The sequence below is a fragment of the Caldimonas brevitalea genome (assembly GCF_001017435.1).
GTDB classification, from domain to species: domain Bacteria; phylum Pseudomonadota; class Gammaproteobacteria; order Burkholderiales; family Burkholderiaceae_C; genus Caldimonas; species Caldimonas brevitalea.
The window spans coordinates 319,501-333,277 of the sequence record NZ_CP011371.1; the positions used below are offsets into that span (position 1 = coordinate 319,501).

Annotated in this window: 16 protein-coding genes; 7 read left to right on the forward strand and 9 right to left on the reverse strand. The window is 68.0% G+C overall.

Translation table 11 applies throughout. The features are described 5' to 3' along the window. Positions 1-3: 3 nt before the first annotated feature. Complete coding sequence (gene dapB / locus AAW51_RS01410) at positions 4-807, reverse strand: 4-hydroxy-tetrahydrodipicolinate reductase (protein WP_047193199.1); 804 nt, start codon at positions 805-807, stop codon at positions 4-6. Between the two features lie 56 nt (positions 808-863). Beyond that, complete coding sequence (locus AAW51_RS01415; RefSeq protein WP_047193200.1) at positions 864-1,403, reverse strand: outer membrane protein assembly factor BamE; 540 nt, start codon at positions 1,401-1,403, stop codon at positions 864-866. A gap of 109 nt (positions 1,404-1,512) precedes the next feature. Here AAW51_RS01415 and fur point away from each other — a divergent pair, with 109 nt between their 5' ends. Continuing rightward, positions 1,513-1,965, forward strand: a complete 453-nt coding sequence (fur, locus tag AAW51_RS01420; protein ID WP_047193201.1) for a ferric iron uptake transcriptional regulator — start codon at positions 1,513-1,515, stop codon at positions 1,963-1,965. A gap of 30 nt (positions 1,966-1,995) precedes the next feature. Here the strand turns inward: fur and hprK are convergent, their stop codons facing one another. From hprK to AAW51_RS01450, 7 genes are all read right to left on the reverse strand, one after another. Next, positions 1,996-2,946: an HPr(Ser) kinase/phosphatase gene (gene hprK / locus AAW51_RS01425; RefSeq protein WP_047193202.1), complete on the reverse strand. Its 951-nt coding sequence runs from the start codon at positions 2,944-2,946 to the stop codon at positions 1,996-1,998. Between the two features lie 34 nt (positions 2,947-2,980). Beyond that, positions 2,981-3,451: a PTS sugar transporter subunit IIA gene (locus AAW51_RS01430; protein ID WP_047193203.1), complete on the reverse strand. Its 471-nt coding sequence runs from the start codon at positions 3,449-3,451 to the stop codon at positions 2,981-2,983. Between the two features lie 257 nt (positions 3,452-3,708). Further along, the gene (gene hpf / locus AAW51_RS01435) at positions 3,709-4,062 is read right to left on the reverse strand and encodes a ribosome hibernation-promoting factor, HPF/YfiA family (RefSeq protein ID WP_047193204.1); all 354 of its coding nucleotides are present in this window, start codon (positions 4,060-4,062) and stop codon (positions 3,709-3,711) included. A gap of 309 nt (positions 4,063-4,371) precedes the next feature. Continuing rightward, entirely contained in the window at positions 4,372-4,998 is a 627-nt protein-coding gene (locus tag AAW51_RS27715) for a PqiC family protein (protein WP_053013234.1), read from the reverse strand. Beyond that, positions 4,995-5,960 carry an MlaD family protein gene (locus AAW51_RS27720; RefSeq protein WP_083437987.1) on the reverse strand — a complete coding sequence of 322 codons (966 nt, stop codon included), beginning with the start codon at positions 5,958-5,960 and terminating at the stop codon, positions 4,995-4,997. Before AAW51_RS27720 ends, AAW51_RS27715 begins: the two co-directional genes overlap by 4 nt. After that, entirely contained in the window at positions 5,957-6,742 is a 786-nt protein-coding gene (locus tag AAW51_RS01445; RefSeq protein ID WP_047193205.1) for an ABC transporter ATP-binding protein, read from the reverse strand. Before AAW51_RS01445 ends, AAW51_RS27720 begins: the two co-directional genes overlap by 4 nt. A 1-nt stretch (position 6,743) precedes the next feature. Continuing rightward, positions 6,744-7,508: an MlaE family ABC transporter permease gene (locus tag AAW51_RS01450; RefSeq protein ID WP_053013236.1), complete on the reverse strand. Its 765-nt coding sequence runs from the start codon at positions 7,506-7,508 to the stop codon at positions 6,744-6,746. Between the two features lie 212 nt (positions 7,509-7,720). Here AAW51_RS01450 and serA point away from each other — a divergent pair, with 212 nt between their 5' ends. From serA to AAW51_RS01480, 6 genes are all read left to right on the forward strand, one after another. Next, positions 7,721-8,953 (forward strand): phosphoglycerate dehydrogenase, encoded by a 1,233-nt coding sequence (serA, locus tag AAW51_RS01455; RefSeq protein WP_047193206.1) that lies wholly within the window; start codon positions 7,721-7,723, stop codon positions 8,951-8,953. A gap of 22 nt (positions 8,954-8,975) precedes the next feature. Then, positions 8,976-9,764: a phosphatase PAP2 family protein gene (locus AAW51_RS01460; protein WP_238947723.1), complete on the forward strand. Its 789-nt coding sequence runs from the start codon at positions 8,976-8,978 to the stop codon at positions 9,762-9,764. 167 nt (positions 9,765-9,931) lie between these two features. Further along, complete coding sequence (locus AAW51_RS01465) at positions 9,932-10,150, forward strand: hypothetical protein (protein ID WP_047193207.1); 219 nt, start codon at positions 9,932-9,934, stop codon at positions 10,148-10,150. 196 nt (positions 10,151-10,346) lie between these two features. Beyond that, complete coding sequence (locus tag AAW51_RS01470; RefSeq protein ID WP_238947724.1) at positions 10,347-10,862, forward strand: signal peptide prediction; 516 nt, start codon at positions 10,347-10,349, stop codon at positions 10,860-10,862. A 385-nt stretch (positions 10,863-11,247) separates the two neighbouring features. Further along, complete coding sequence (locus AAW51_RS01475) at positions 11,248-13,227, forward strand: TonB-dependent receptor plug domain-containing protein (RefSeq protein WP_047193208.1); 1,980 nt, start codon at positions 11,248-11,250, stop codon at positions 13,225-13,227. A 14-nt stretch (positions 13,228-13,241) separates the two neighbouring features. After that, positions 13,242-13,766 carry a YfiR family protein gene (locus AAW51_RS01480; protein WP_047193209.1) on the forward strand — a complete coding sequence of 175 codons (525 nt, stop codon included), beginning with the start codon at positions 13,242-13,244 and terminating at the stop codon, positions 13,764-13,766. Positions 13,767-13,777: the final 11 nt, after the last annotated feature.

Here is a 13,777-nt window from a genome sequence, read left to right on the forward strand (position 1 = left end):
GCGTCAGGCCATGCCGAGCACGTGTTCCATCCCGAACAGGCCTTTTGCCTGGCCGGCCAGGAAGCGCACGGCGCGCAGGCTGCCCTGGGCGTAGGTGGCGCGGCTCGACGACTTGTGCGTGACCTCGATGCGCTCGCCGATGCCGGCAAACAGCACCGTGTGGTCGCCGATGATGTCGCCGCCGCGCACGGTGGCGAAGCCGATCGTCGAGGGGTCGCGTTCGCCGGTCACGCCTTCGCGGCCGTAGACGGCGCACTGCTTCAGGTCGCGTCCCAGCGCCTCGGCCACCACCTCGCCCATCTTCAGGGCCGTGCCGCTCGGCGCGTCGACCTTGTGGCGGTGGTGTGCCTCGATGATTTCGATGTCGTAGCCCTGGCTCAGCGCGCGGGCCGCCACGTCGAGCAGCTTGAGCACCACGTTCACGCCGACGCTCATGTTGGGCGCCATCACGATCGCCACGTCGCGCGCGATCTCGGCGATTTCGGCCTTTTGCGCGTCGCTGAAGCCGGTAGTGCCGACCACCGCCTTGACGCCCAGCTCCCGGCACAACCGCAGGTGGGCCAGCGTGCCTTCCGGCCGGGTGAAGTCGATCAGGTAGTTGGCGTCGCGCAGACCAGTGCGCAGGTCGCTGGCGATCGCCACGCCGCTGTTGCGCCCGAGGAAGGCGCCGGCGTCCTGACCGACGGCCGGGCTGGTGGGCTGGTCGAGGGCGCCGGCGAGTTCGCAGTCTTCGGCGCCGAGCACGGTTTCGATCAGCAATCGACCCATGCGGCCGGAACAGCCGGCGATGGCAATGCGGTGGTTCATGAGCAGGCGCTCCAGTGGAAAGACGGTCGGGGTGCGGCGGCGGCGGCGCCGCCGCGTCAGGGTTCGAGCGGCGGGTAGGTGCGGGCCGGCGGCGGTGCCGGTTCGGCCTCGCCGGGCTGCGGCTTCGGCGTCGGCGTCGGCAAGGCCTGCAGCTGCTGTTCGGTCAACTCGAGCTGCGGCGTCTTGCCGCGCTTCTTGAAGGTGTCGATCGACGCGACGAACTGGGCCTCGGTGGGCAGCGCGTCGTCGGCTTCGAGCCGGCTCAGTTGCTCACCCTGGAAATGGGCCGTCACGACACGCCGCTGCGGTTCTGCACCACTGCGGCGGATGGTGAAGATGTAGTCCCAACGGTCGGTGTGGAAGGCGTCGGTGAGCAGCGGCGACCCGAGGATGTCGCGCACCTGCGCACGGCTCATTCCGGGCTTGACGGCCGCGGCCATCTCGCGGGTCACGACGTTGCCTTGCACGACCTCGATGCGATAGGGCGTGACGAAGCCCAGAACGTTGTCGCTCGACTGCAGCGACCCACAGCCGCAAAGCGCGGCCGCTGCGGCCAGCGGGCCGACCAAGCGGCCCCAACGAATGATGGAATACATAGGGATATGGGTGCCGGCGCACGCTGAGCGCACGCAACCTCGATATGATTGACCGATTCTACCGGCAGGGCTTGCGCCGCCAGTCTTGCCCCGGCGCCAGGAGCCGCCCATGACCAATGTCGATGAACTGAAAAGCAGCGGCCTGAAGGCCACCTTGCCCCGCCTGAAGATCCTGGAAGTGTTCCAGGCCGGCAAACAGCGGCACATGACCGCCGAAGATGTGTACAAAGCGCTGCTGGCGGAGGGTTCGGACATCGGCCTCGCAACGGTCTACCGCGTATTGATGCAGTTCGAGCAGGCCGGTTTGCTGTCGCGCAACCACTTCGAGGCCGGCAAGGCGGTGTTCGAGCTCAACGAGGGCAAGCACCACGATCACTTGATCTGTGTGGTGTGCGGCCGCGTCGAAGAGTTCTACGACGCCGAGATCGAAAAACGCCAGCAGCAGATCGCCAAGGAGCGCGGCTACGAGCTGCAGGACCACTCGCTGTCGCTTTACGTGGTGTGCGGCCGCGAAGGCTGCCGGAGCCAGGGCCAGACCCACCCCCACCCGATCGACCGCTGAGCGGCGCGTCGCACGCCAGATGGCGCGGCGCTACTCGCCGCGCAGCATCGCCTGTTGGTGGCGTTCGATGAATTCCTTGTAGGTGTCGATGCCGCGCAGCTGCAGGATGCTGTTGCGCACCGCGGCCTCGACCAGCACGGCCAGGTTGCGGCCGGCGTCGACGGCGATCACGACCTTGCGCACCGGCACACCGAGGATGTCTTCGTACAGTGGCTCGTAGGGCAGGCGCTCGAAGTCGCGTTCCATCGTCTCCTTGCGCACCAGGTGGACGATCAGCTTCAGCCGCATCTTGCGACGCACCGCGGTCTCGCCGAAGATCGCCTTGATGTCCAGCAGGCCGATGCCGCGCACCTCGAGCAGGTTCAACAGCAGCTCGGGACAGCGCCCCTCGATCGCACTCTGCGACACCCGGTAGAGGTCGACCGCATCGTCGGCCACCAGGCCGTTGCCGCGCGAGATCAGCTCGAGACCGAGTTCGCTCTTGCCCAGACCCGACTCGCCGGTGAGCAGCACGCCCAGGCCCAGGATGTCCATGAACACGCCGTGGCGCGTGGTGCGCTCGGCAAAGTGCAGCGACAAATAGCTGCGCAGCACGTCGATCACGAAGCCGGCCGATTCCTCGGTCACGAACAGCGGAATTTCCGCCCGCTCGCACATCGCCACGAGTTGGTCGGGCGGGGTCTGCCCGTCGGCCACCACCAGCACGGGCGGCTCCAGCGTCACGATCCGCGAGATGCGCCGCGCCTGATCCTCCGGGCTCGCGATCGACAGGTATTCGACCTCGCGGCGCCCGACGATCTGGACCCGATAGGGATGGATGTAGTTGAGGTAGCCGACGAGGTCAGCGGCCGACTGCGCGTCGCGCACCGCCACTTCGTCGAAGCGCCGCTCTGGGTGGGCGTGGCCGGCGATCCAGTGCCATTTGAGGTCCGCGCGCTGGCCTTCGAACAAGGCCTCCGCGCTGATAACAGTGGGTTTCAAGCGTCGCCGAGAGGTGAGAACGAGGATCGACCGCTTACGCGACCGACTTCAGGGGCTCCCAGTTCGAGATCAACTCGTGCACCTTGGCCGCGTCGGCTTCCGACTTCAGCCGCTCGCGCAGCTCACGGTCGGACAGCAGTTCAGCGATTTCGGAGAGGATCTCGAGGTGGCGCTGGGTCGCGGCTTCGGGCACCAGCAGGAAGATCAGCAGCAGCACCGGCTGGTCGTCCGGGGCGTCGAAAGGAATCGGCTGCTGCACGCGCAGCACCGCGGCTTGCGGGTTCTTCAGGCCTTTGATGCGGCCGTGCGGGATGGCCACGCCGTGTCCCAGCCCGGTGGAGCCCAGCCGTTCCCGGGCGAACAGGTTGTCCGTCACCGTGGCGCGCGCGATGGCGTGCTGGTTTTCAAACAACAAACCGGCCTGTTCGAAGGCCCGCTTCTTGCTAGTGGCGTCCACGTTCACCAGCACATTGCTGGCGGGGAGGATGGCGGCGAGACGGTTCATCTGGGTCACGGCGCAAGGGGTGAAGCACCGGCAAGAGGGGCCGCCGGGGCTCGGGCCTGCGCGAAGGCAGTGACAAAACGTTGCATAAAACGTTGCATTATAGGGAGCGAGGATACCCTGCCGGGCCTCGGCCTCCTGGCGATGAGTTTGTCGATTGTGCTCCCCTTGTTGCGACGCAGCAAGCGGTGTGCGAAGTAGGAGTTACAAATCGAAAGCGGCCCGGAGGCCGCCCCTGAAACAGGGTATTGGAATTTGGCTTACTGCGGGCTTTCACCCGCTGAGCCGTCCATCCGCTTGATGGACTCGTGGTGGTGATCTTGCACGCGCCCCTTGTGCTTGACGACTTGGCGATCGAGGATGTCCATCAGCTGGTCGATCGCCGCGTACAGATCTTCGTGAGAGGTTTCACAGAAGATGTCCTTGCCCTTGACGTGAAGGTTGACCTCGGCCTTCTGGCGACGTTCCTTCTCCTTCAGCTTTTCAACGCTCAGTAACACGTTGATATCCACCACCTGATCGAAGTGCCGTGTGACCCGGTCCAGCTTCGTGAGCACGTACTCTCTCAAGGCCGGGGTGACTTCCAGGTGGTGGCCGCTGATCGTCAGATTCATAAGTCCTCCTTTCCGAGGGGGTTGCGGGGATGCTCTTATGAGGGGAACACAGAGAGGGGAAGCAAGAAAGAGGGGGAGAGAAGAGGGGGCATCAGACGAGGCTTGTTGAACCCAGTGTGCCGCCGTCCTGCCCATGTGACAAGCGTGTGGCGGGAATACCCGAAATGCCCTTGTCGGGCGTCAACAGACGCATCGTTTTGGGCCATCATGCACAGTTGCAGCAATAGCTGCACAGCGGACGCATCTCGATCGAGACACATGCCCGGCACCGCACCGGGCCGGTGCTGTCCGCTGCTGCCCGGCGTGCCCTCAGCGGCGGTTCGGGTTCAGCTTGCGCAGCCCGGTGGCGGTGTCGACCGCCAAGGTCTGCAGCACTTCGATCAGCGCTTGCGCCTGTCCCTGGGGCGTATCGGTCTGGCTGTGCACCTCGAGGCGACGTTCGACCAGGGGCTGCGTGCGGGGCTGCAGCGAGGGGGATGCGAGCGTGATGCGCGCATCGGCGGTCAGCAAACGCTGGGCGCGCTGATAGTCGAGCGGCGCCAGGTCGACGTTCAGGCTGAGGTCGGCCACCCGGTCGGTGCAACTGCCTTCACAGATCGTCCAACCGGGCAGCGCCTGGCGCAGCGCGGCGATGAACTCGCGCGTCACCCCCACTTCGAAACGCTCGGCCCAATAGGTCTGCGGCCACTCGGCCAGCGTGCTGCTGTCGGCGCGGTAGCGCACCCGCCGCGTCAGCAAATATTCCGGGACGGCGACGCGCCGCACGGCGAGCGCCAGGGCTTGTCCCGGGGCGGTGGCCGGGGGCGTCCGCAGCGTGGCGGGCGGCAGGGTCAGCAGCGTCGAGGGGGGCTTGTCGTTGGCGCAGCCGCCGGCCAGGGCGGCGAGCAGCAGCAGGCCGACGAGCGGACGGCAGGCGGGGCGGCGTACAGGTGTCATGGGCGGTCGGCGCCGAAGATGACGGCGTTGGGTTTTTCTTCGAGCAATTCGCTCCATTCGCGCAAACCGCGGGCGGCCTGCGACAGGTCGCGCACCGCGGAGTCCAGGTCGGCGCGCAGGGGGGCGCCGGGCGCCGTCAGCTCGGCGACGCGGTCCATCGCCAGCCGGGCCGACTCTGCTGCTTCGCGGGCGCCGCTCAACGTCGTCTGCAGCTCGGGCCGCGCCGCGAGCACGGTCTCGCGGGTCGCGTCCGACAGCTTGGCGACCGATGCGAGCGTGGCGGTGGCTTGCCCTTGCACCTGTTGCAGCGCGGTCGAGGCGACGTTCAGCGTCTTGCGTGCTTCTCCCGCGGTGCTGGCGATTTCCTTGCTGGACAGCTCCAGCGTGCTGCGCGTGCTGTCGAGCGTTGTCTGCAGCGATACCAGTGTGCGCCGCAAGTCCTGGACCGTTTCGCGCAGCGGCAGCTCGGCCACTTGATCCACCAGCGCGCCGAAGCGGTCGGCGACCGCCGGGATCTCCGGTTCGCGGTTCGACCCCATCTGGGTCGCCGGCGTGCCGGGCAGGAAATCGAGGTCGATCAATTTCTGGCCGGTCACGAAACTCTGGGCGACCATGCGCGCGCGCAGGCCACGGCGCACGAGGTCGGGCAGGTTGATGGCGGTGTCGGTGTCGGCATGGCCGAAACGGACGGCGTCTTCGCGCAGTGTGACCCGCACGGGGATGCGAGCATCGAGCGAGTTGTCGTCGACCTCGATCCCGATCGACTCCACCTGGCCCACGGGCACGCCGCGGAAGGTGACCGGCGCCCCGACATACAACCCTTTGACGCTGCCTTCGAAATAGATCACCGCACGCAACTGCTGCTGAAACAGGCTGCTGCCGCTGAGCCAGACGATGGTGAGGACGATCAGCACCAAGGCGCCGATGACGAAGCTGCCGACGAGCAATGCGTGACGTTTCATGTGGAAGCGGGGGCTGGAAGAGGCGCACCGGCGGGCGCCGCAGGTTCTTCTCGGCGCAGGAAAGCCCGCACCGTGGGATGCTGCGCATCATCGCGCAATTGCCGCGGGCTGCCGTGTGCGATGGGCTGCTTGCTGTCGGCATCGAGAAAGATGCCGTCATCGGCGATGGCCAGCAGGCTGGGCAGTTCGTGGCTGACGATGACGACCGCCGCGCCGGTGCGTTCGCGCACGTCGAGGATCAAGTCGTCGAGCCGCTTGGAACTGATCGGGTCGAGGCCGGCCGACGGCTCGTCGAGAAACAGCAGCGGCACCTCCACCGCGATCGCCCGCGCCAGGCCGGCGCGTTTTTTCATGCCGCCACTGATGTCGGACGGGTAGTAGCTTTCGAATTGGCGCAGCCCCACCCATTCCAGCACCTCCCGGGCGCGCGCTTCGCGTTGCTCGCGGTTCAGGCGTGTGTGTTGTTCCAGCGGCAGGCAGACATTCTCGAGCAGGGTCATCGACGACCACAGCGCGGCGCTCTGGAACAGCATGCCGAAGCCGGCCCTGAGTTTCATCCGCTGTGCCTCGTCGCTGGCCCAGTAGTCGACGCCCTCGTAGTCGATATGGCCGGCGGCGGGCGCCAGCAAGCCGATCAGGTGCCGCAGCAGCGTGCTCTTGCCGCAGCCGCTGCCGCCCATGATGGCGAACACGGTGCCGCGTTCGATGCTGAACGAGATGTTGCGCTGGATCAGCCGGTCGCCGAAGCGCATTTCGAGGTCTCGCACGGTGAGCAGCGTCATCTCAAATCCCCAGCGCGTTGGCGCAGACGGCAAACACCGCGTCGAGCGCGATCACGCCAACGATGCTGAACACGACCGCTTGCGTGGTGGCGTTGCCGACACCGGCCGCATTGCGTTGCGCATAGAGGCCGAAGTAGCAGCCGGTTACGGCGACCAGCCCGCCGAACACGAAGGATTTGGCGAAGCCCAGGCCGAGGTGTTCCCAGCTGAGGGCTTCGAAGGTGCGCTCGAAATAGGCCGCCGGCGCCAGGTCGAGCATGCCCGCGCCCACCAGCAAGCCGCCCACCAGGCCCGTCAAGCACGCGTACACATACAGCAGCGGCATCGCCATCAGCAGCGCCACCACGCGCGGCAGCACCAGGTAGTCCACGGCATGCAGCCCGAGCACCTCGAGGGCGTCCACCTCTTCGTTGGTCTGCATGGTTGCCAGCTCGGCAGCAAATGCCGCGCCTGTGCGACCGGCCATCACGACGGCCGTGATCACCGCGGCCATCTCGCGTGCCACGGCAATGCCGACCAGGTCCGCGACGAAGATGCCGGCACCGAACTTCATCAGCTGCACCGCGCCGACGAAGGCGAGGATGGAGCCGACCAGGAGATTGACGACCGTCACGATGGGCAGGGCGCGTGCGCTGCTGTCGGCCGCCGCCCGGGTCAAGTCGCGGGTGCGGAAACGCCAGCGGCCGCGCAGCAACGACGCGGCGGACAGCATCACGTGGCCGAGGAAGGCGACGGCGCGTAAGGGCAGTAGCGTAGCCAGGCGCATGGTGCGCCATTGTGAGGGGTTTCGTTGACGGCTGCCCTCAGCGCGCCGGCGAGGCCGCTGCACAATCCCAAGGCACGCGCGCGGCAGGGCTTCCTGTGCGTGGGCTGGCAGGCCGGTGGGAGGGTCGGCACACTGCCGGGAAGCGCCGCCCCGGAACGGGAGGGCCGCCGCCGCTGAACCCTCACATGAACCATTAAATAGGAACACACGCGATGTCTGCACGCCTGTCGGTCCAAAAGGACAAACTGAAGTTCGTGTTGCTGGAAGGGATCCATCCGTCCGCCGTCGAAGCGCTGGCACGCGATGGCTACACGCAGGTCCACGCCCATGCGAAGGCGCTGGTCGGCGACGCCCTCGCGGAGGCGATCGGCGACGCGCACTTCGTCGGCATCCGCTCCCGCACCCAGCTCACCGCCGAGGTGCTCGACCGGGCCCCGAAGCTCACGGCCATCGGCGCCTTCTGCATCGGCACCAACCAGATCGACCTGCCGGCCGCCGCCAAGCGCGGCATTCCGGTGTTCAACGCGCCCTTTTCCAACACCCGCAGCGTGGCCGAACTGGTGTTGGCCGAGATGATCATGCTGATGCGCGGCATCCCCGAGAAGAACGCCATCCTGCACCGCGGCGGCTGGGTCAAGAGCGCGGCCAACTCCTACGAGGCGCGCGGCAAGACGCTGGGCATCGTCGGCTACGGCCACATCGGCACGCAGATCGGGGTGCTGGCCGAACACCTGGGCATGCGGGTGGTGTTCTTCGACGTCGAAGCCAAGCTGCCCTTGGGCAACGCCCGCCAGGTCGCTTCGCTGCAGGAACTGCTGTCGACGGCGGACGTCGTGAGCCTGCACGTGCCCGAAACGCCCGCCACCCAGAACATGATCGGCGCGGCGCAGCTGGCGCAGATGAAGCCGGGCAGCTACCTCATCAACGCGTCGCGCGGCACGGTGGTCGACATCGATGCGCTGGTCGCCGCGCTCGATGCCAAACACCTGCTCGGGGCGGCGATCGATGTGTTCCCGGTCGAACCCCAGGGCAACGATGCCGGCTTCGATTCGCCGCTGACGCGCTTCGAGAACGTCATCCTGACGCCCCATATCGGCGGCTCGACCCTGGAAGCCCAGGAAAGCATCGGGCGCGAGGTGGCGGCCAAGCTGATCCGCTACAGCAACAACGGCTCGACGGTCTCTGCCGTCAATTTCCCGGAGGTGTCGTTGCCGGAGCACACCGGCAAGTGCCGGTTGCTGCACATCCACCACAACGTGCCCGGCGTGCTGGCGCGCATCAACGAGCGATTCTCGGAGGTGGGCATCAACATCGCCGCGCAGTACCTGCAGACCAACGAGCATGTCGGCTACGTCGTGGTCGACGTCGACGCCTCGGCCAGCGAGATCGCGCTGGGCAACCTGTGCTCGATCGAAGGCACGATCCGTTGCCGCATTCTCTATTGACCCGACGCGCGGAACCGACGCCGTGAAGCCGCCGGTCCGGCCCCGGCGCCCGCACCGCCCGCAGGGCTGGCGCGCGACCGCGTCCGAATGGCGCCGGCAGGTCGGACTGGGCCTGCGCCAGCGCCGGCGGCTGGCGCTCGGCCTGGCCCTTGCGGCGGTGGCCGCGGTGGCGGCGTCTGTCTTCCTGGTGCTCGCGGAGGCCGTGGTCGAGGGTGAGCCGCTGGCGATCGACCGCGCCTTGCTGCTGGCCTTGCGCAATCCGGCCGACCCCACCGACCCGCTGGGGCCGTGGTGGGTTGAATTGATGATGCGCGACATCACCGCGCTCGGCAGCACGGCAGTGCTGGCCTTGCTGGCGCTGTCGACGCTCGGCTACTTGCTGCTGCTCCGCAAATGGGGCACGGCGCTGATCGTGCTGTGTTCGGTGGCCGGGGGCGCCGGCGCCAGTCATGTTCTGAAACTGCTGGTGCAGCGGCCCCGCCCCGACCTGGTGCCGCACGGCGTGCCGGTGCTCACTTTGAGCTTTCCTAGCGGCCATGCCACGTCGTCCGCCGTGGTGTTCCTGACCCTCGGCGCCTTGCTGGCAAGCCTGCAGAGCAGCCGCAAGGCAGCTGTCTACATCCTTGCATCGGCGGCCAGCATCACAGCGCTGGTGGGGCTCAGCCGGGTCTACCTCGGGGTGCACTGGCCCAGCGACGTGCTGGCCGGCTGGGCGCTCGGGGCGGGTTGGGCGGCGGCCTGTTTGATGGTGTCGCTGTGGCTGCGCGAGCGCAGCGGGCAGGCCTTGCCGGCGCAGACCGATCCCGCGTGAGGTGCTGGCACGGGGGGTGCTGGGCGTTCGATGGGGCCGTCGCCGGCGGCGCCGCGGAGAGCACAATCGGCCGGGTTTAGGGGCCCCTGGTGGCGCAAAGTCGGCGGGCACTGGAAAATCACGGTTTGATCCCCAATTACCCAGGTCACCTTGGAGGCACCCCATCCATGACCAAGACCGTCACCACCCGCATCAACGACGACGGCCTGCGCTACCGTTCGAAAACCGTCGGTTCTCCGTTCGCAAGCAAGGCCAACACCCGTTCGTGCTTCAAATGCGGCAAACACCGCACCCCGGATCAACTGCAGTCGAAGAAGTTGCTCGGCAAGACCGAGATGGTCTGCAAGCCCTCCTGCAAGGAGCTGGCTGAAGCGCTCGGAGAGTGAGCGCGGGCCGCGCGAGCACCCGCCCGGCCGCCCGAAGGGGGCTCACACGCAGTGCGGAGCACGGAGGTACCCATGACTCCCGCCCGGCCGCCCGAAGGGGGCTCACACGCAGTGCGCAGCACGGAGGTACCCATGGACTCCCGCCCGGCCGCCCGAAGGAGGCTCGCACCGCAGTGCGCAGCACAAAGGTAATCCAATGACACCGAGCCGCATGCTGCTCACCTGCTGGCGCTACGTGTGGGCAGCGCCGGCGAGCGCCGTGGGCCTGTTGCTGGCCCTGCCCTGCTGGGCTTGCGGCGGCGGGGCCGCCCTCGTCGACGGGGTGCTCGAAGTCGGCGGCGGTCGACTCTCGCGCTGGCAGCGCTGGCTGCCGCAACCGCTGCGTTTCTCGGCCATCACCTTCGGCCACGTCATTCTCGGCGTCGACCGCCTGGCCCTGAGCGCCTGCCGCCGCCACGAGCATGTGCATGTGCGCCAGTATGAACAGCTGGGCCTGCTGTTCTTCCCCCTCTATTTGGGCTCCAGCCTCTGGCAGCTGGTGCGCGGAGGCCACCCCTATTTCGACAACCGCTTCGAGCGGGAAGCGTACGGAACGCTGACCACGCCGCGCTCCGCCGCCGCATACGGGGTGGGCGCGGGCCACGGAGCAGCGGGCGCTGTGCGATCCCGCAGCCCGGGCGACGCGCCAGACGCGGATCGCGGCGCCGCGTAGGCGCGCAAGCGCCGCCGCGCGACCGCTGGGGTCGCTCTCTGGCGAAGCGTCTGGGTCGCGTCGGCCAGGCCTTCCGCGCGGGTGATCACTCACTCCTATTGCGCTGTCAGCACTGCCTGCCGGCGGCATGCCCCGCCCGGGCCCCGCCGGGCGACCTCCTCCAGGCGCTGCGTTGCGGCGCCGACGCCGCCCACCTTCAGCGCCATGCCGCGGCCGTGCACGATTCCTCGGAAAGCCGTTCCAGCTGCCGCGGGTGCGGCCTGGGAGGCCGCGGCGGGCGGTCGCCTGGCTAAAGTCCCTGCGCCCTATGCCGATAGCGCATCAGGGGGTGCGGACCCCCAGCCAACTTCCCTGCCCCATGTCCTCACGATCCACGTCGTACCCCGTGCGGACTCGTTTTCGCACCGGGCCGAATCCGGCGCCGCTGGCCCATGCGGCGCTGCTTGCCTGCGCGCTCGCGGCCGCGGCGCCGGGCGCCGCGGCCAGCGACGACCTGTCGCTGCTGGAGCAGCTCGTCACGCTCGAAGTGCAGTCGGTCTCAAAGTATCCACAGAGCACGCTGGACGCGCCGGCTCGCGTGACGGTGATCCGCCGCGAGGAGATCGCGGCCAAGGGCTACACCACCCTCGCGGACGTGCTGCAGGCCGTGCCCGGCGTCTATACCACCAGCGACCGTGGCGCCACTGCCATCGGCGTGCGCGGGCTGAACCGGCCGGGCGACTACAACGTGCGCACGTTGATGCTCATCGACGGCTATCGCGCCAACGACGTGGTGTTCGACCAAGTGATGGTGGAATACGACCAGCCCGTGCTGGCGCAGTGGATCAAACGGCTCGAATTCATCGCCGGTCCGTCGTCGTCGATCTACGGCGGCAACGCCCTGTTTGGCACCGCCAACCTCGTGATGCTGGACGGCGCCGATGCACCGGGGCTGAAAGTCGAGGCCACCTCGGCCTCGTTCGGCACGCGCCGCATCGTGGGTCAGTACGGCACGGTGCTGTCGGGTGGCCAGGACGTGTTCGTCGGCATCGCCGCCTACGGCAGCGACGGCGAGACCCTCTACCTGCCCAGTTATGGCAGCCCCGACAACCCGTCGGGCCGGGTGGCCGGGCTGGAAGACGCGCGCTACGCGGCGCTCTACAGCAAGTACAAGGACGGACCCTGGCGGGTCACGCTCGCAGGCAGCCGGCGCACCAAGGGGCAGGCGACTGCCCCCTATGAGACGGAGTTCGGGGTCGACGGAACCGAATACATCGACACCACCGTGTTCGTCGACGGCCTCTGGGACCCGGGTGCGTCCGGCAGCTGGCATCCCCAGGCCCGGGTGTCCTTGAGCCACTACCGCTACGACGGCCACTACGCCTATGCAGAGGCGGTAAAGAACGTCGACCGGCTCGAGGGTGACTGGCTCAACGCCGAATACCGCGCGACCTGGCGCGGTCGGCCCAACCACACGGTGGTGCTGGGCGTGGAGGGCCGCAAGGTGCTGCATGCGCGGCTGCGCAACTACGACGTCGACCCGCCTGCCAGCTATCTGGACCACACCAGCCGGGGCGGCAGTGCCGGCGTGTTCGTGCAGGATCAATACCGCCTGGCCGAGCGCTGGACGCTGACCAGCGGGCTGCGCCTCGACACCGTCAACGGCGGTGGCGCCGAGTGGTCGCCGCGCGCCGCGCTGGTCTACCGGCCCGCCGAGGGCCAGGCGCTCAAGCTGATGGGTGGCCGCGCCTTCCGCAGCGGCAATCTGAACGAACGCTACTACGAAGACGGCGGCGTCACGCAGATTCCCAACCCGGGCCTCGACCGCGAGCATGTCAACACCGTCGAGCTGTCCTGGGAGCAGGCCCTCGACGACCGTACCCGCCTGGCGGCCAGCCTCTACCGCTACCAGGTCGACGGGATGATCGAGATGGAGCAGCTGCCCGAGGGCGTGTCCCAGTACCGCAACCAGCGCTCGGCGCACGCCGAAGGGCTGGAAGTGGAGCTGGAACACGCACGCGCGGGTGGCCTGCAGGTGCGCGGCAGCGCCGGCCTCCACGATGCGAGATCGCACGGGGCGCGCCTCAGCAACTCACCTCGCTGGCTGGTGAAGGGCAGCCTGGTGGCGCCGCTGGGCCCCCATTTCGAAGGCGCACTGGAAATGCGCGCGATGGGGTTGCGGCTCACGCGCGAAGGCAAGGTGCCCGGCTATGTCGTGGGCAATGCCACGCTGCGCTACAAGCTCTCGACGCGCCACCACGCACTGCTGCGCGTGACCAACCTGGGCGACGTCCGCTACGACGACCCCTCGACCCCGGCCCTGCTGGACGACCGCGTGCGCCAGCCGCGCCGGCAGATCGAGCTGACCTGGCAGTCGCGCTTCTGAGCGGAGCCCCTGGCATGACCGGTCCGCGCCTCCTCCTTTGCCTGTACCTGCTGCTGCTCGGCCCGAGCAGCGGCGGTGCGGTCATGGCGCAAGCGATCAGCGAGCCGGAACTGAAGGCGCAAATCGTCTACCGGGTGCTGTTGTTCGTGCAATGGCCCAGCGAGCGACTGACGCAGGGCCAGGCACTGGAGCTGTGCGTGTTCGAGGACGACGTGTTCGCCCAGGCCCTGACGCGGCTCGCGGGCCAGCACGTCAATGGCCGTGCCTTGCACGCCAGGCGAGCCGGGCCGGAGCAGGCGGCGAGCTGTCACATCGCCTATCTCGGGTCGCGCTCGCCATCGGCCGTGCCACCAGCCGGACGACCGGGGCTGCTGCTCGTCGGCGACCGGCTCGGGCTGATCGAGCAGGGGGCGATGCTCAACCTGCAGTCCGACAGCGGCCGGGTCGCCTTCGACGTCGGCCTGGGCGCGGCGCGTCGCGCCGGCATCGAGTTCAGTGCCAAGCTGTTGCGCTTGGCACGTTTCGTCAAAGACGACTGATACAGATTCCC